The organism is Salmonirosea aquatica (genome assembly GCF_009296315.1).
Classification (GTDB): Bacteria; Bacteroidota; Bacteroidia; order Cytophagales; family Spirosomataceae; genus Salmonirosea; species Salmonirosea aquatica.
The window spans coordinates 274,990-291,581 of record NZ_WHLY01000004.1; the positions used below are offsets into that span (position 1 = coordinate 274,990).

Consider the following 16,592-nt stretch of genomic DNA (forward strand, 5'->3'; position numbering starts at 1 on the left):
CGCCAAAACTATTTAGCTATCCTTCAGGTCTGCCTGTTCCAGGGGTATAGTATCCACCTCTGCGATGCGCTCGCAGAGCCGTTTAACTTGCATGGCTGAGTACCGTCCGCCCCGGGGGGCACGGAATCCGTCCTCATTGAGCTGGCGGGCGATCCGGGTAATATTGTATCCTTCCACCAATAAGTGGCGGATCTGAGCCATCGCCTGGCGGCTATTTGTGTTCATGAGGGCTGTCTGCCGTACGGTCTTTGTCCCCAGGCGACTGGCTTCCCCGCTACGGAATGCCGCACTCCCCCTCCGCCACTCTCCGCTCCGCTTCACCTTTTGCACCAGGGCTACTTTGGTGCGGATGCTGGTCAACTCGCGTTCACGGTCAGCGATGGCCATGAAAAGCGTTAAGGTGAACTTGTCCAGGTTTGGGATGTCACAGCTCTCCAGTCGCTCGTCCAGTTCGCGGTAAATCCACAGCGCCTGCTCCGTGTCGCGGCTGAGACGGTCGACCTTCGCAACAACCAGTGTGGCTCCACGTTTTCTGCATAGGGCCAGGGCAGCCTGAAGCTGCTCACGGTTTCGGATATCCTTGCCACTGCGCACGTCGGTGAACTCGGCAATAAGGTTGCGGCCCTGATAGAAGTAATTAATGTAGGTGTGCTGGGCCTCCAGGCCAAGTCCACTGTCGCCCTGCCTATGTGTCGAGACATGGTAATAGGCCACATACTCTTTGTCGTCCTTGATCATAGCTAGATTCAGCTTTGTGAGACAAGCTGGTAGGCGAAAGTATGCGAATCGGAATGGATTGACAAACCTACTACGAGCGTCGTAGGTCTGTTTTTTGTCCAAAACTCCCCTAAATTATAAATTTATAAGCATTTGTTGCTTAAATCTCTGAGAAGATTTCATAAAAGTCTTACCCCGTGCTCAAATGCCTGATACACTCCTTCCTGTGAAAACTTCTTTTGAATTCGCAGTCGAACCGAAGGAGTTCTACATAGTGTGAGAATGAAAGAGTAGTCAGCAGGGATCGGGCAGCCACGCACAGGGGAGCATTTTTTACATTTCCTGGTATCGTCCTAACCAATTTTACAGACGTTGTCCGTAAAATTGGTTAGGAAGCATGGTTGGTAAGAAAATGATCAGCAAACCAGGGACAGATAAAATACAGGTTCATGAAAGTTAAAAGTGGGCGATAGTCACTCCTTTGGTTATCGAAAGTCGCGCGGCAGTTTGCTCCATCAGGCGCTGACCGTAACTAGTCCAATCCTATCCATTGTGTTCAAGCCAAGCGAATTTGAATTGCAATTTGCAGCCCTCCACATCGGTTAATGTGGCTTCAGTCCTACCAGGTAAGTTCTCAAATTACATTCTGGGGTAGACTACCAACTGTATTTCATTCAATGCTCTCAACGGTTTCTAAAAGACGCTGACCGTAGCTGTACGCGATGCTTTCGACCCATCTAGGGCTGACTATGAATAGCCAGAAGGTCAGGGCTACAAGTAAAATGATCAAGTTCACCAAATAGCTTGATGGAAAAAGCACCGGGTTAAAAGTCCCTGTTGCCCGAAAGTAGTAGAAATAGGATCCAATCAGAGAAACTACCACAATTACGATAGCAAATGGTTTCAATGCCCAAAGGTTTCGCCGAAACCCGTAATTCATATTTTCCTTGAAAAGGAGCGGGTATTTCGCCGTGTCGCGCGTTTGGGAAATCAGAAACCTCACCCACGACTCATAAGCCTCATCTGTTTCGGCAGGATTCGTATTTTCAGCAGATTCGCTGACCTCCACGTTCACGGGATGGAGAACCATCAATTTTTCGTGGTACCTTCTTTTTGTCGTTCTGGTGAGGGTATTGTTGCCATACCTTAATAGCTGGGCCGAGGGTGGCCCCCCCACTTGCCCCAAAGCCAGGCTTCCTTCCGCTTCCCTTCGTCCCTCCCTGTTTGTGAGAGGAGGTACGAAAGGGCTCCATACATCACCACTGACAAGAATAAGCGCGTGTAGAGATCCATCTGGAAAGAAATGGACACGGCGGTCGTAGCCAACGGAAGAAGAACAAGAACCATGGGATAGACGCGGGCTTTCAGGGCGTATATGTCATTCATCGATGTGTTCATGAGTGTGTGCAGGCTTTGGGTGAATTAAGGTACGACTTCGTACTTAGTGAAAATGTAGGGGGCGATCTTCCTTTCAGTCACAATAGCCACGACAGTGGGATAGCATAAGGGGTCCAAAGTGGCCCTGATTTCAGAGATTGCTAACTTGTCAATTTCGCTCAGGCGTGTGCCACCGGAAGGGTGCGTGTGCCACTCGCCGACGTAATCCAGCAGGGCACCCGATTTGTCGCGCACTTCGTCGACGGCCTCAGTCAAGCCGTCAGTACCCCGAACAAACCGAGAGGCCGACCTTATACTGTCCGCAGGCGCCATCAATATCCTCGTTACGTACACGGTCTTATGGATCCTGTCCATTCGCCCTATCAGGATCCCACCTGTTTCCGACGGACGGAATTCGACGAGCTCCCGTATCAATTGCTCGTACAAACCTCCCTTGAACCTTACCTGCCAGCCCGGATTGTTCTCCGCCTTTATGACTTCGAAGGGCTTGATTTCCCTAAGGAGGGACTTGAAAAACCAGTCACTGTTTTCATCCAGGTAGCTTATGTGGAGTAGCCCCTGCTCCATTGCTCCACCCGTGATTTTTCCCAGAGTCACACTTGCGGCGGAGGCGTGGAGACTCACCTTGTCATCCGACAGCTCCAGAGTGTCGGAGCTGCAGCCCAGGCCGAGATAGACCTCTTCGCCGAGGGGCGGGCTTTCCCTGCCGTTCCTGCTGTCCCTGAGCCATTCTGAAAGCAAACCATCGCCCAGGGCCAAGTCGTAGGCTTCGGCCATCAGGTCGCCCATCCCTGGGTTCCGGCCACTGCCCTCGACCCTCAAAATGCTCAATCGGCCCCGGTGGGTGATTTCCACCCTGGCATACCTTGCGCAGTTGGGAGTCAACCGCTCATCCAGTAGCTTTTCAACGGCATAGGAAGCCGTGCTGTCCAGCACGAGTGAGTCACGGTCCGCCAAAAGGTCATTTTCCTGGTTCAAGACATCGAGCAGCGTGTGGGGATGACAGCCTATGGTTTCCAAGATAGACGGGTTGCCGGCATAGATGAGCGTGATGGCTCCCATGATTCCGTGAACTTTCAAATGGCCCTGGCCGGTCAGGGCGTTGCGTACATTGTTGTGGGGAAGTAATAGGTCGTGGTCTATGAGGCTGGCCGGAATTGAACCGGCCCGGATTTGGTGCAGGGCCAGTTTGGAACCCAGCGCCCCCAGGCCAACGAAGTGAATCCGATCGCTGCCCCTTCCCGGAAGGGGGCGAGCGGACAATTTCCGGGCCAGCTGAGGAGTGTTCTTTTGAATCAGCGCCATACTCCTCACGCATGAGCCTCCGTCGAAGCCCATACCTCCTTCGACGGGCTGTAGTTCGATGAAGAAAGCCAAGAACTCCATGTCACCTAAGTGGTTGAGTACTTTCCTTGGCCTCCTTATGGCGAAAATAAGCGGCAAAACCAGTTGTTTTTTTCTGATCCTCCCAGAAGTCTTATTCATGAACTCCTCAATGACCAGCCCCCGTTCACCGGCCCATTTGACGAGCGCGTTGACGGTTGTCGGCAGGTTCACGACATACCGGGTATCGACGGTATCCTTATCTGGGAAGAAGACATATCCCTCAATACCTAACTCTTCTGCATCGGTGGGAGGCAAAATCTTTCTCTCCTGGGCAGCGGGTTTGTTATGGAAGTCAAACAGCCATAGCACCGGCATAGGGAGTGACTGGAAATCGGCAGTGAGCCTGGCGTCGGAAGTAGAGAAGGCGCAGGGGATGCGCCCGGCATGCCCGTTCTGGTTTGCCCAGCGGGATTTGATTACTTCCAAAGCGTCAGCTTCCGGAAAAAGGATGATGCCCTCCGGGTTGTCCAGCCGCATGAACTCGAACTCGTCGTCGGGATGGTTGAGGTTGCCACAGGCGGCATCCTCGTACCATCCCCTCAGTCTTTCAATGAAATCAGACAAAGTGTGCTGCGCAAACCAGGAGTCGGAGTCTCCCCGGAAAAGGCAGAGGGAGAAGGGGTGGCCCTGCTTAACGGGGTTGACGTGGGGTGTCCTGTCGGCCGGGAAATCTAATCGGTCCGAATACGCTTTGGGGCACCGGGATGGAAAATCCCGGGGATCGATCGTAATCAGTACAGGCTCCCGGTTGAGGAAATCCCTGTCCCTGTTGGGCCTATTGACGGTGAGCTCGAACGACAGGGCGATAGTGTCGGCCGAGTAGGTGTATGTTTTGAACCGGCCGTCCGCATGTACTTTCCGAAGCAGAGCGAGATTTTTCCGCAGATTTTCCGGCAAGCCCTCCTCACCGAGGCGGGTGAGCTCCTGCAGCTTATCTGAAAACTTCTCCATACGTCTTAGGCCGGTCTGTGACAGGTCCCAGTCCTACCACTGCGATGGAAGGGGCGGGCCTTTCGGATTTCTTAAAACCTGAGGCCGTAGCCATGAACTCCAGGGGTTCCAGCGGCTTTTCCCCCGTGTTTAGGAAATTTACGGGATCCACCTTTTTGCAGTACTCCATTTTGGCGGCGTAGTGGGGCGGGTTATCGTCGTCGTCAACTATTTTCTTGCTGGAAGCCACGACCAAGCCGGAACCACGCTGTCGACCCAGGAACTCAATCGACGATTCCTGAGGCGTGGGGTATTCCACCTTCGGGGTCATGTTGAAGAACGTCCAGGAACAGTGGTGCGGGGCAAGCAGCAGGTCCCATTCTATGCTCTCATCGTCCCTTTCGTCCAATAGCCGCTTGAAGCGGTTGTAATCCGCGTCACCGGCCAGAAAGGCGAGCGACGCCATTTGATCCGCGCCAACGCTGAACCTGAGCTGCATGATGACGCTGGTTTCATTCCGGTCCTGGCTGTCGGGTGTCGGTGTCTTGAACGGGCCGTGTACGAAAATGGAAAAATCAGTTTTTAGGATGCCGTTGATACGTGAGGTTGAACTACCGGGTTCCACGGTTACGGCATGCAAGTCCGGATCATCTACATTTTCCAGAAAATCGATCAGAACCAAACGATTGCCGACTTTTTGGGCCTGCGACGGATTACTGATGTAAAGGTTTTTTCTTCTTTGCGCCTCTTTTTTGAAATTCTTGGCTGCTTCAGAGAGCGGGCAGTCAAACCTGTTGAAGATCGTGTCGCTGAACCATAGCTCGTCAATAATGACGGCCTTCCGTTCGACGGCTTTTGCATCGTACCGGTCCGGATCATCGCAAAAGAAAGTGTCCTTGAAGCCCACGCAGTGGTCCTGGTCGGGGTGGGTGAGGATGAAGGCATCGAGGTGGTGCCTGCCCCGGCCATCCTTGGGAAGGATAGCGAGAAGGTCCTTCTTCACGTCAAACTTGTCCTTGTTTTCTGCAGCGTCGTTGTCGATTTTACAATCGACCATCAAGTACTGATTGCCTGAAAGGGACGCCAGGGCAGTGTCACCGTTTCCTACGGGATAGAATTTTAATTTTTGTTTGTCCATTTTTAAATCTAATTTGGTTTTCAATGAGAATCAAAGACTTTCCGGTTAGCGGGAAAGAGCTTTTAAGTTACTACGGAAACCGTGGTAACGCTTTTGCGTATATAGGCTAAGAACAGACTGAATGGATTTAAGCGAACTGCAGGATGCCGCTACGGCCGAACTCATTGAATATATACAGGGCAGGGACATTTACTTTGAGGCGGCCGAGTGTGCTTTCAAGAATTTCTTTTTCAGGTTCGAGGGAGAGCTTACGAAAAAATGCCGCGTCGTGGTGAGGCACTGGGGGTATGACGAGATGGAGGGGGACGTGCTGTCTGAGCAAACGCTCGAAAAATTCTGGCTGAAACCACAGGGCTTTGATGCTGGAAAATGTAAAGTAAAGGATTTCGACACCTGCGTCCTGCTGTACCTACTCGCGATTGCCCGAAACCTGCTGAATGACCGGCACCGGGAGGCCCTGAGACACCCCGACCCTTATTCCGGCAGTGAGGACATCGTGGTGGACTTCCCAGATCTGGAGGAATCCGAACTGCCGCCAGAAAAGCTTAGAAGTATACGAGCCAAGTATGATCTGATCATAAAGGCCCTGGACAGGCTGTCCTACAAGCACCGCGTCATCTACCTCACTTACAAATCGCATGAGAAGTTGGGAATGAACCTACCCCGCCATGTTCTCAGGAGATTACGGGAGGAGCTTGATCTGGCACAAGGCACGATCCGGGTATACAAGAAAGAGGCGTATGAAACAGTGGAGCAAATATTAGATATCTATGGCAAAAAATAATGTGTTTCCAGACTCCGAAAGCCTGACCGAATGGATGGCCTCCACGGGCTTCCTTTTCCCCCGTAGCGTTGACGAGCTTGACCGCTTCAACAGGCTTCACGGAAAAGCAATCTCGGGAGACGACAGGAGATCCACAGTGTCCCTTGAGAGGATTTGTTCCGGAAAAGCAAGGCCGTTTCCGGTGGAAAGGCGTGCAATGGAAGATGAGGAGAAAAGGGCGATAGAACAGTACCGGATGGCCGCACGCAAGGGAGGGGACTTGCCCGAGCACATATTGAATAAGATGTTGAATAACCAAAAGAGCGGTGAATCCCCACAGGAAGAAAAAAATTAGTGACCTGGCTGATTTCATGTCCTGGGGCTTCTCCCGGGGCGGCGTGACGGACTTGGCCGGGATCGCGGATGACGAGTCGTTGCCGATCCATTTGGACCATTATGAAGACTGCTTCGACGGGATGCTGTTTCACGACGGCTGGGACTATCACATCCACTTGAATATGGACAGGGGGAACACGCTGACTTCCAAAAGGGGCAGGTTCACCCTGGCGCATGAACTGGGCCACTACTTCATAGAGGAACACCGCATTGGCCTCAAGTACGGCCTCCTAACCCCCCACCCGTCCTTCAACGACTACGGACATGTGGAACGGATTGAGCTCGAAGCGGATTACTTTGCCGGCTGCCTGCTCATGCCTTACAATGGTTACCGGACTTTTTGTGCGAAAAAACCGTTTTCCATCGACCTGCTCCACGAGGTTTCCGAACACTTTCAGGTTAGCGTGATGGCTTGCCTGCTACGGTTCATTGAAGCCGGAACCAGGGAAATCCTGGTGGTGGTTTCACAAGACAAAACGGTGAAGAGGTTCTCCAAGTCTACGGATTTCCCCGGTTTCCCCTTTCGTTTCAAACTGGGTGGCAGGCTTCCCTTGAATACCCTGGCCGAGACATATTCGACCAACCTGAGAAACTTGTCAAACTCTGAAATCGAGTTATCCGACCCGCAGGCTTGGTTTCATGTGAATGACGGCAGGAGTTACAACACTATGTACGAGCAGTGCTACTATGCCAAAACAAGTCGCCAGGTCGTCACATTGATCTGGTTTGAATAGTCTCTGTTAAACAGCATTTATCCCGGACTTGTGGAAATTAGTGATCTGCTGGGAGGGGCAGAGGCAAAGAAAGCCTGGGGAATTGAGCGGGACTAGATACAATGGCCTATCTTTGGCTGTTCCATTACAAAGCACCAACGGTAACCTAACCCATGTCCGACTGCCAAAAGGAAAACCCCGAACAACAATTCTGGAACTTCGTCAATATCCAGCGCTGCAAGATTGGGGCCAACGAGCTGCGCGACCATATTCTTGAATCCATATCTAACAAGTACCTCTCGGAGCAGACGCTCCTTTATACTAATGACATTCTGAAAGAGGGCGGCCTCGATTACATAAGGGTCCCTGGAGACCCCGACCGGGTTATTGCAGGCCATTGTCAGAAACTGGGCATTAAGTCCCCATTCTGACATGGAGCAGGAAAGCCAAACCATCGAATGGAAGGAATCCTGGCGTGACGAGTACCTGGGCTGGATCTGTGGCTATGCCAACGCCAAGGGCGGCACGCTGTTCATCGGCAAAGACGACACCGGCCGGGTGGTGGGCGTGGTTAAAGCCAAAAAGTTGCTGGAGGACCTTCCCAACAAGATTCGAGACGTACTGGGAATCATGGCCGACGTGGAACTGCGTTCCGAAAACGGACTGGACTACATCGCCGTGATCGTGGAACCCTACCCGTACCCGGTCAACTACCGGGGCGAGTACCACTACCGCACTGGCAGCACCAAGCAGGTGCTCAAAGGCACCTCCCTCAACAAGTTTTTGCTTAATAAATCGGGTTTGAAGTGGGATACCCTGCCGGTGCCCGGTGTCCCGATAGACGATCTCGATCACGTTGCTTTCAAATTGTTCCGAGACTCCGCCGCCCGCGCGAAGCGGCTGGATGAGAGGGAACTGGCCGTGAGCAACGAGGAACTTTTGGACGCCCTGCACCTCTTCGACAGAGACCAGCTTAAGCGTGCCGCCGTTTTGCTTTTTCATTCCAAACCAGAACGATTCGTGACGGGTGCTTATGTCAAGATTGGCTTTTTTGGAGAATCGGCTACGGATTTGAAGTTTCAGGACGAGGTAAAAGGCTCGCTGCTGCGACAGGTGGAGGGAACGATGGATTTGCTGACGACCAAGTACATGCAGGCGGCCATTCGCTACGAGGGCATCCAGCGGGTGGAGGAGTACCCTTATCCCGTAAAGGCCCTGCGCGAGGCCGTGGTGAACGCCATCGCCCACAAGGATTACAGCAGCGGCAACCCGGTTCAGATTCGCGTCTTTCCAGCCAGACTGGAAATTTACAATCAGGGTCACATACCCGTCGAATGGTCTTTGGAGAAATTTCTGGGCAAGCACCCCTCACAGCCCGCCAATCCCGATATTGCCAATACCTTTTTCCGCGCTGGTTTTATCGAGCAGTGGGGGAGGGGGATTCAGCTGATCCTGACGGAATGCGAAGCGCATGGCATTCCCCGCCCTTCGTTCAACATCCATTTTGACGGGCTGGAAATTCGGTTCAAAGACAAAAGCGAAGTGTCGCCTGGTGTAATTTCCAAGTTGTTTGACATCATCAGCGACCCGGTGAGGGTAAAGAAGTTTTTTGACGAAATGGAAAGATACGCTGTCCATAGAAAGGAGTTTGAAAAAATCGGTGAAGGTGAAATACCCGAATTGACAAGCATGGCCAGAAACCTCGAACCCAAGTCTTTAAAAATCATTACCGTATTAGGCAATGATGTCCCTATGAGACGTAACGAAATCATGGAGGGTGTTGAACTAACTAATCAGACCAAGAACGTTAAGCGCTACCTTGATCCGCTTCTGAACGAGGGGATAGTGGTACCCACCGTTTCTGATCGACCGCAAAGCCGCCTGCAAAAATACATCCTGTCGGATACGGGAAAAAAACTGGCACTGCTATTGACTGAAGCCCTGATTGACATGAATTCCAGACTTGGTCACTGACTTAGTTACTAATTAGTTGGTGAAATGTAAAATCTCTCCATATCAACAGCTTATCTTAGTTACTGACTTAGTTACTGAGTAGTGTCGAACACAAAAAACCAGACCCACATAAAATGAAAGGGGCAAAGTAGAACCCGAGCTTCGCTTACCTGAGATTCAGGAAGACTGAAGAAAAAAGATTAGGTGAATTATTTTCGAATAGTAGGAGGAATGAATCCACACCAACTTATTCGGTTTCTCAGAATAAGGGACTAATCCCAAGAAAAACTTGGATAGGGATATACAAAAAGGTGCAGAATCAGATAATAGCCCAAAGGCAGAGCCAAATGCGATGGTGGCAGGGGCTGCTTGTCCGGATGATCGGGATAACGCAGGTCTTCGGACAGACAAAGTCCTTTTCCAGAACGGCGTCCAGTCTGTGCGACGGTCGTTTAACGCAGGGGGAAGAGTTACCTGAATAGTTCGTTCAAAAAGAGGATGAAAGCCCAATGTTACCTATTTATTAGGCCGCCGTTTGGCATTATAAGAAGTTTTGATGACATTTATCGTAGCATTAACCCGCGTGTAGAGATGAGTACAAAGCTGGAAGAACTGTTAAGAGGAATTTTTCTAAGCTCCCTGGCAGGCATCATGTCCCAAAACCCCACTTCGGCCGAAGCGCCAATTTCCATTGATGAGGACGGGGAGGGACCCTCCACTAACCGGGAGACCCTGTTTCCAGCCAGGAAGTTTTCGGAAAGACCTAAGCTTACCAAGCCATTCATTCTTAAAAGGTTCGATGAGCTGGTGCCTTTGAATCTATCCCACAGGAGTCACCGCTCGCACAGCTCCCACCGCTCGCACTATTCCAGTAGCAGCAGCTCGACCAGCAGCAGCTCTTCGTCCAGATCCAGTCAAGGCTCTTCCAGGTCCACTTCCTCCGGGCCAAGCTCTCCGGTCGGTTCCGGTTCTTCATCGCAGGTGAATTCCTCCGCCCTGAACCAATTGCTACAGCCCCAGCCGCCGGGTTTGACGGCGGCGGCGCCCCGGGTGTTCAGTCTGGGGGACAGGATCCTCAGACTGGGCATGACGGGAATGGATGTGACCGAACTGGTCAATATCCTGCTTCAAAAGGGCTACCTCGAATCCTCCGACGGCCAGTCCTACACGCAGGAGCTCCAGTATTCTACCGTCATACAGCAAGCCGTGCAACAGTTCCAGAAAGACAATGGTCTGGAGCCGGACGGTTCGGTAGGGCCGCAAACCGTTTCCTTGCTGAAGTCAAATCCCTGATTTGATGGAAATAATCGCAAACTCAGGGGAGTTGCTGCAATTCTCTGTTCAGTCCGAGATATACGCTGAAGCGGTACTTTTCAAAAGCCTGTACTGGCTGACTTCCCGGGCCGGGTTCGAAGTGTCCATACCACACACGGAATTATTCCTGGTATCAGTCAAACCCCTGGGTGAAAAATTTTCCAACGAAGAAAGGGAGGACATCCTGGCCAAAATCCGCACCAACCTGGTAGACTTCAAAGTACGCGATATTATCAACCAGGAAACGACGCTGGTCAGGAGTATGATCTTAGCCAAGGCTTTCGCCCATGCGGACCTGCCGGAAGTAAGACAAGAACACCCAGATAGTCATCCCCCAGAGCAGAAGTTGAGTAAACCGCCTTATGACTGATAAGCCTGTTTCAAGGAAATTTCTCGGGGAACCTTATTTTGGCACCCCACTAGGTACAGACTACCACCTTCTTCCCTTCCGTTTTCACGCCATCGGCGATACGCGGGAGGTGCTGGTAAACGAAACGGGCGACCATCTGTTGGTACCCCGCGGAACTGCGGGGAGGATTGTACGTCGGGAGATAGATGAGTCAGAGAGCCTCTACGAGGATCTAACCGCTAATTTCTTTATCAGCGCAACGCCCGTACCGGAACTTCTGGATGTCATTTCAACCCGTTACATTACCAAGAAGGGTTTCCTGGAAAGCGGCACCTCATTACATATTTTCGTCATTACCCTCAGGTGCAACCATTCCTGCCACTATTGTCAGGTTTCCCGGGTGACCCAAAACCAAGATAAATTCGACATTTCCACCGAAGACATAAAAGCGGGGATCGTGCACATGCTGGCCTCTCCTTCGGACGAAATCACCATGGAGTTCCAGGGGGGAGAACCCCTTCTGGCCTTCGAAAAGGTCAGGTACGCGGTGGAAACCACGGTAGAGTTGAACCAGGCAACCCGTAAGCGCATAAGCTTCGTGCTATGCACCAACCTGACGGTACTAAGTGATGAAATCCTGCTTTTTTGCCAGGAGCACGCGATCCTGATTTCTACCTCATTGGACGGCCCCGAGTTCGTTCACAACCCGAACCGGGCCAAATCCGGTGCGGCGAGCTACGACCTGGTGATTGAGGGAATCAACCGTGCCCGTGAGGCGCTGGGACACGACCGGGTTTCTGCCCTGATGACGACCACCGCGCTGAGCCTGCAATACCCCCGAGAAATTATCGATGTGTACGTCGAGCAGGGTTTTCAGGGCATTTTCCTCAGACCCATCAGCCCGTACGGCTTCGCCGTCAAGAATCAAAAGAAGAACGCCTACGAGACGGAGCGCTTCCTAGACTTCTACAAAACAGGACTGCAACACATTTTGAGCCTTAACGCGGGCGGAACCTATTTTAAGGAGGACTATACCTCCCTCATCCTGCAAAAAGTGCTTACCCCCTTCGGCACTCACTATGTCGACTTACAATCTCCGACCGGTCTTGTCAACAGCGTCGTCGTCTTCAACTACGACGGGTTTGTCTATGCATCCGACGAGGCGCGGATGCTGGCGGAAAGGAAAGACTACACCTTTCGGCTGGGCCACGTCAGCCAGCCGTATGCGGAGTTGTTTAGCAGCCAAAAGGCGGTGAACCTCGTGAACAGCGGAATTGCGGAGAGCCTGGCGGGTTGTAGCGATTGTGCCTTCCTGCCTTACTGCGGAGCCGACCCCGTCCTTCACCATGCCACCCAGCAGGACATGGAGGGCAACCGGGCCTTTTCCATTTTTTGCAAGAAAAACATGGAAATGATCCGTCACCTATTTGAATTGTTGGATTCGGGAGACAGTGCCCAGGAAGCGATTCTCAGGACTTGGACGCATCAAAAACCCGTTACGGCATGGTGAGGCTGGTTGTAAAAGGGAAGCCATTGAACCTATCACATGATGTGGTGGGCCGGGTAGTTTTAGGGGAAGATGGACCATCTACCATAAGACTGGTGGGCAGGGCAGGGATGAATGGCGCGCTGGACGCGGTTCACCAGGCATGGCTTACCACGGCTGAAACCCCGGAGACCTTTTTACCCACTGTCCACTCACTGGATTGTATCGGGCATCTCGAAGCGGCAGATATCGTCCTGATCAATCGCAACGGTCTAGTCCGTACTGTTTTTAGAACAGCCTCACCAGACAACACCCTTTTCACGACCGATCAGTGCAACAGCAATTGTCTGATGTGTTCACAACCCCCCGGGATGTCGACGACATCAGGTATCATTATGAGATCAATTGCCAGGTGATCGATCTTATCCCCGGCCACACCGAAAAAATCGGCGTGACGGGCGGGGAGCCGACGCTGATGGAGGGGCTATTTTTCGATCTTATCGAACGCCTTAGCTCGCGTCTGCCCGCAACCGTGGCGCACATACTCACCAACGGCAGGGCTTTCTCCCGCCGGAGCTTTACGGAACGCTTCCAGAGTGTGAATACGCCCAATGTCGTTCTCGGCATACCGCTGTACTCGGATTACTACGCGCGCCATGACTATGTGGTGCAAGCCAAAGGGGCCTACAACCAGACCCTGCTGGGGTTGCACAACCTGGGCAGGGTGGGTGCCCGGATCGAGGTGCGGGTGGTACTCCACAGGCTGACGTACGAACGGCTGCCCCAACTGGCAAAATTCATTTTTATGAACCTGCCATTCGTTGAGCAGGTATCCCTGATGGGGCTGGAATACACAGGCTATACGCCGTATAACGACAAGATTCTTTGGATTGAGCCCAGTGAGTACGTGGCGGAACTGATTACGGCCGTCGAGTATCTGGACAGCAACGGGATTCGTGTCAGCATTTACAACCATTCCCTATGCACGATTCCGGAACGCCTCTGGAAATATTCAGCCAAGTCGATCTCCGACTGGAAAAGGCAGTACCCCAATGAATGCGGAAAGTGCCTGGTGCGGGATGCGTGCGGGGGCGTATTCGCAACCTCGAAAAAGCTTAGCAGCCACATCCGCCCCATTGAGGCCCTTTGAAACATGCGAAATCCCCACCGACACATTTCACTTCTGCTGACCGTCCTTCTGCTGGTCAATCCGGTCGTGATTTTTCTTCGCTGGAATAGCCTGGTGCTGAGCGCTTTATTTTTCGTTGGAATTGTCCTGCTTACCGGGATGGTAACCTACGGTGTCCCTAACCTGAGGGTTTACTATTTCAATCTGGTGTTTCTGGTGGGTTTGTTTATTCAGGCAGAGACAGTTTTCACCTTCGCTTACAGTGACTACATCATCCGGGACCTTTACGATATCGAAAGGCACTACTATTTCAACAAGCCGCTGCTCAGGGAACGGTTCGTGGACAAAGAGTACGCGGTGGATTACGTTACCAACCGGCAGGGGTACCGGATAGGTGCCGAGGATGACCCCACGGCGGAATTGGAGGAAGCGGACTGGCTCTTCCTGGGGGATTCGTATACCCAGGGCGCGCAGGTGGATTATGAGGACCTTTACACCTCGCTGCTTTACAAAAATTTTCCCGATAAGATTATCCTCAATGCCGGCATCAGCGGCTTTGGTATTGCCGATGAATACCACTATTTCGTAAAGGCAGGAAGGAAGCTGAAAGCAAAGAAGGTTTTTTTGCAAATATGCAACTTCAACGATTTCATGAAGGTGGAGGTGCGAACCAGCAATCCCACCGATTACCTGATGAATTATTCCAATTTGTACAGGTTCCTGGTTTATCCGATCAAATTCGAGAATCCCGCTGAGCTGCCCCTGGGAAGATGGACGGAACCCTTTTACCCCGGCGAAAGGCAGAATGCAGACTACAATGTTTTTTACAAACACCAGTCGGCGGTAAAAAAGAAAGACCTCAGGAATTTCGAACTGTACCTGAGCAAGCTAAACGAAGCAGTGACGGAAAGCGGGGGGGAGTTGATCGTCGTACAACTGCCCACGAAGGAACAGCTGCATTTCCGGTATTTTGAGGAAGTGGTTCAAGCCTTCAAGCTCGATGTCGCAAAGCTCGATATGAAGCTGCCGGACAAATTTCTGCGGTCACTTTGCGAAAAATACAAGATTCGGCACCTGAACCTGTTCGACGAATTCAGTGCCAGCGAGCAGGAACTTTATTATGAGTTTGATGAGCATCTCAACGCCATAGGTCACAAACGGGTCGCTGAGGCCATCACAGGCTTCCTGAAAGAGGTATCGGGCGGCGTGGAATACCTGAGCAAGGCCAACGCGGGGGATCGCTACCCCAATTTCAACAGCGACGGGCGACTACTTTGCTACCAGTCTATTCGGGATGGCAACTCTGAGTTGTTCCTCAGCGACACGAATATGGAAAACAGTGTGCGGCTGACTTATAATCGGGTGGATGAAAGCCATCCCGCATTTTACGACCAGGACACAAAATTGATTTTCACCGAGGGCGACCAGGAAGTGGGCAGGACTGTAATCTCCACGATTGAACTGAACGGGCTTCGGAGAACGCGCCGAAGCAGAAACGGTTTCGGTGCCATTGCCTTCCCAGGGGGAGAAAAGTGGCTTACCTATGCCCAATGGCAGGAGGGGGGCGACGGACGAATGACCAATCCGGTCATTCGTTTGGAAAACTTGCTTACAAATCACGAGATTTCCCTTACCTCAGCGGAATACGAAAGCTGGCGGCCCGTCTGCAATGGAGATAAGGTGGTTTATATTTCCAAAAGGGGAAGAGTCTTCGATCTGTACATGTACGACTTAAAGGAGAAGAGAGAATCCCGACTCACTTCCAGCGGGTACGATAAATGGGATCCCGTTTTTTCTCCGGATGGGGCTACGGTCATCTATTCCGGTAAAAAAGAGGGAAATTGGGATCTATTCAGTCTTTCCCTGAATTCGGGGGAAATCAGGCAGCTGACGAAAACTAAAGGGGATGAGTGGGACGCGGTCTACTCCCCCGACGGGCAATACGTCTACTACGGCGGGGTGTATGGGCTCCGCAATGGAATTTACCGGATGAAGACACCATCAGTCTTAGAGCGGGCAGGAGAATAATGGATCTATTTTCAGCGGAATATATCCTGTTCCTTCTGCCAGCAAAGGTTCTGATCTATTGTATTCTGCCTGGAAAGTGGAGGAGGCACTGGCTGACTCTCATCAGCCTGCTCTTTCTGGGTTCGTTCGGCCTATTGAGCACGGCCGTAGCTTTAACGGTTTCCCTAATTACTTACGGTGCTTCGATTAGAATAGCGAGCAGCACCACGACCCACACAAAAAAAGTGTGGAGCCTGACCGGAATTTCATCAATTGTCAGCCTGCTGCTGTTCAGTCGAATTATTGAAGGGGATCAAGGCTTTGGGAATTGGGCATTGGTAGGCCTATCTTATTACGGTCTGATGAGCATCGCCTACCTGGCGGATGTATATTCGGGCAAAACGGCCGTGGCGGTAAATTACTTCACAATGGCCCTCTATACCATTTATTTCCCACATCTTATTGCGGGTCCTATCAGCCAGCCTGCCGATCTGCTTCCCCAGTTTCAAAGGCTTCCCTTACCTTCGCGGAAAACCGTCGCTGTTGCCCTAAAACAAATCCTGTACGGCCTTTTCTGCAAGCTCGTGCTGGCTGACAGGATGGGGATACTGGTGGATCCGGTGCTGGATAATGACGGCGGAAGCAATTTCTGGCTCTACGTATCGGCGAGTTTCGGCTATTCCATCCAAATCTATTTTGACTTCGCCGGATACAGCTTCCTGGTTGTGGGAATATCCCGATTGTTTGGACTGAGCATTATCAATAACGTCAACCGGCCCTATCTGGCCACGACGACAAAGGAATTCTGGAAGCGATGGCACATCTCATTGACCGATTGGCTGAGGCGGTACCTTTACATCCCCCTGGGGGGAGCAGGGACCGCCGGCTATTTCCTCTGATTATTGTTATCGTC

General features: G+C 51.9%; 16 protein-coding genes. 11 read left to right on the plus strand and 5 right to left on the minus strand.

What is annotated here, in order from left to right; genetic code table 11:
* Window positions 1-12 precede the first annotated feature (12 nt).
* The 5 genes from GBK04_RS29895 to mblB all read right to left on the minus strand — a co-directional run bounded on the left by GBK04_RS29895 (window position 13) and on the right by mblB (window position 5,569).
* Window positions 13-738: a recombinase family protein gene (locus tag GBK04_RS29895; protein ID WP_152766901.1), complete on the minus strand. Its 726-nt coding sequence runs from the start codon at window positions 736-738 to the stop codon at window positions 13-15.
* 649 nt (window positions 739-1,387) lie between these two features.
* Window positions 1,388-1,807 (minus strand): hypothetical protein, encoded by a 420-nt coding sequence (locus tag GBK04_RS29900; protein WP_152766903.1) that lies wholly within the window; start codon window positions 1,805-1,807, stop codon window positions 1,388-1,390.
* 56 nt (window positions 1,808-1,863) lie between these two features.
* The gene (locus GBK04_RS29905; RefSeq protein ID WP_152766905.1) at window positions 1,864-2,115 is read right to left on the minus strand and encodes a hypothetical protein; all 252 of its coding nucleotides are present in this window, start codon (window positions 2,113-2,115) and stop codon (window positions 1,864-1,866) included.
* Window positions 2,116-2,139: 24 nt separating this feature from the next.
* Complete coding sequence (gene cap2-3, locus GBK04_RS29910) at window positions 2,140-4,452, minus strand: anti-phage 6A-MBL system cap2_3 protein (protein ID WP_152766907.1); 2,313 nt, start codon at window positions 4,450-4,452, stop codon at window positions 2,140-2,142.
* Window positions 4,433-5,569, minus strand: coding sequence for an anti-phage 6A-MBL system MBL-fold protein (gene mblB / locus GBK04_RS29915; RefSeq protein ID WP_152766909.1), 1,137 nt, complete (start codon window positions 5,567-5,569; stop codon window positions 4,433-4,435). Before mblB ends, cap2-3 begins: the two co-directional genes overlap by 20 nt.
* Before the next feature lie 121 nt (window positions 5,570-5,690).
* Here mblB and GBK04_RS29920 point away from each other — a divergent pair, with 121 nt between their 5' ends.
* The 11 genes from GBK04_RS29920 (at window position 5,691) to GBK04_RS29970 (ending at window position 16,578) form a co-directional block, all read left to right on the plus strand.
* Entirely contained in the window at window positions 5,691-6,353 is a 663-nt protein-coding gene (locus GBK04_RS29920; RefSeq protein ID WP_152766911.1) for an RNA polymerase sigma factor, read from the plus strand.
* Window positions 6,340-6,687 (plus strand): hypothetical protein, encoded by a 348-nt coding sequence (locus tag GBK04_RS29925; protein ID WP_152766913.1) that lies wholly within the window; start codon window positions 6,340-6,342, stop codon window positions 6,685-6,687. Before GBK04_RS29920 ends, GBK04_RS29925 begins: the two co-directional genes overlap by 14 nt.
* On the plus strand, window positions 6,659-7,462 hold the full coding sequence (locus GBK04_RS29930) for an ImmA/IrrE family metallo-endopeptidase (RefSeq protein WP_152766915.1): 804 nt from the start codon (window positions 6,659-6,661) through the stop codon (window positions 7,460-7,462). The genes GBK04_RS29925 and GBK04_RS29930 overlap by 29 nt, the downstream gene beginning before the upstream one ends.
* 152 nt (window positions 7,463-7,614) lie before the next feature.
* Window positions 7,615-7,872, plus strand: a complete 258-nt coding sequence (locus tag GBK04_RS29935) for a hypothetical protein (protein ID WP_152766917.1) — start codon at window positions 7,615-7,617, stop codon at window positions 7,870-7,872.
* Window position 7,873: 1 nt separating this feature from the next.
* Window positions 7,874-9,415, plus strand: a complete 1,542-nt coding sequence (locus tag GBK04_RS29940; protein WP_152766919.1) for an ATP-binding protein — start codon at window positions 7,874-7,876, stop codon at window positions 9,413-9,415.
* A gap of 570 nt (window positions 9,416-9,985) precedes the next feature.
* The gene (locus GBK04_RS29945; RefSeq protein WP_152766921.1) at window positions 9,986-10,687 is read left to right on the plus strand and encodes a peptidoglycan-binding protein; all 702 of its coding nucleotides are present in this window, start codon (window positions 9,986-9,988) and stop codon (window positions 10,685-10,687) included.
* A gap of 4 nt (window positions 10,688-10,691) precedes the next feature.
* Entirely contained in the window at window positions 10,692-11,078 is a 387-nt protein-coding gene (gene hxsD, locus GBK04_RS29950; protein WP_152766923.1) for a His-Xaa-Ser system protein HxsD, read from the plus strand.
* The gene (hxsB, locus tag GBK04_RS29955; RefSeq protein ID WP_152766925.1) at window positions 11,071-12,567 is read left to right on the plus strand and encodes a His-Xaa-Ser system radical SAM maturase HxsB; all 1,497 of its coding nucleotides are present in this window, start codon (window positions 11,071-11,073) and stop codon (window positions 12,565-12,567) included. The genes hxsD and hxsB overlap by 8 nt, the downstream gene beginning before the upstream one ends.
* A 307-nt stretch (window positions 12,568-12,874) precedes the next feature.
* Window positions 12,875-13,693: a His-Xaa-Ser system radical SAM maturase HxsC gene (hxsC, locus tag GBK04_RS29960; protein WP_152766927.1), complete on the plus strand. Its 819-nt coding sequence runs from the start codon at window positions 12,875-12,877 to the stop codon at window positions 13,691-13,693.
* A 3-nt stretch (window positions 13,694-13,696) separates the two neighbouring features.
* Entirely contained in the window at window positions 13,697-15,700 is a 2,004-nt protein-coding gene (locus GBK04_RS29965) for a PD40 domain-containing protein (protein ID WP_152766929.1), read from the plus strand.
* Window positions 15,700-16,578: an MBOAT family O-acyltransferase gene (locus GBK04_RS29970; protein ID WP_152766931.1), complete on the plus strand. Its 879-nt coding sequence runs from the start codon at window positions 15,700-15,702 to the stop codon at window positions 16,576-16,578. Before GBK04_RS29965 ends, GBK04_RS29970 begins: the two co-directional genes overlap by 1 nt.
* The last annotated feature ends 14 nt before the right edge of the window (window positions 16,579-16,592 follow it).

Coding starts and splice junctions, on each gene's coding strand:
- hxsD (WP_152766923.1), top strand. CDS start 10,692: ATGGAAATAATCGCAAACTCAGGGGAGTTGCTGCAATTCTCTGTTCAG.
- GBK04_RS29905 (WP_152766905.1), bottom strand. CDS start 2,115: ATGAACACATCGATGAATGACATATACGCCCTGAAAGCCCGCGTCTAT.
- GBK04_RS29925 (WP_152766913.1), top strand. CDS start 6,340: ATGGCAAAAAATAATGTGTTTCCAGACTCCGAAAGCCTGACCGAATGG.
- mblB (WP_152766909.1), bottom strand. CDS start 5,569: ATGGACAAACAAAAATTAAAATTCTATCCCGTAGGAAACGGTGACACT.
- hxsB (WP_152766925.1), top strand. CDS start 11,071: ATGACTGATAAGCCTGTTTCAAGGAAATTTCTCGGGGAACCTTATTTT.
- GBK04_RS29920 (WP_152766911.1), top strand. CDS start 5,691: ATGGATTTAAGCGAACTGCAGGATGCCGCTACGGCCGAACTCATTGAA.
- GBK04_RS29965 (WP_152766929.1), top strand. CDS start 13,697: ATGCGAAATCCCCACCGACACATTTCACTTCTGCTGACCGTCCTTCTG.
- GBK04_RS29900 (WP_152766903.1), bottom strand. CDS start 1,807: ATGGTTCTCCATCCCGTGAACGTGGAGGTCAGCGAATCTGCTGAAAAT.
- GBK04_RS29895 (WP_152766901.1), bottom strand. CDS start 738: ATGATCAAGGACGACAAAGAGTATGTGGCCTATTACCATGTCTCGACA.
- GBK04_RS29945 (WP_152766921.1), top strand. CDS start 9,986: ATGAGTACAAAGCTGGAAGAACTGTTAAGAGGAATTTTTCTAAGCTCC.
- GBK04_RS29970 (WP_152766931.1), top strand. CDS start 15,700: ATGGATCTATTTTCAGCGGAATATATCCTGTTCCTTCTGCCAGCAAAG.
- GBK04_RS29935 (WP_152766917.1), top strand. CDS start 7,615: ATGTCCGACTGCCAAAAGGAAAACCCCGAACAACAATTCTGGAACTTC.
- GBK04_RS29940 (WP_152766919.1), top strand. CDS start 7,874: ATGGAGCAGGAAAGCCAAACCATCGAATGGAAGGAATCCTGGCGTGAC.
- cap2-3 (WP_152766907.1), bottom strand. CDS start 4,452: ATGGAGAAGTTTTCAGATAAGCTGCAGGAGCTCACCCGCCTCGGTGAG.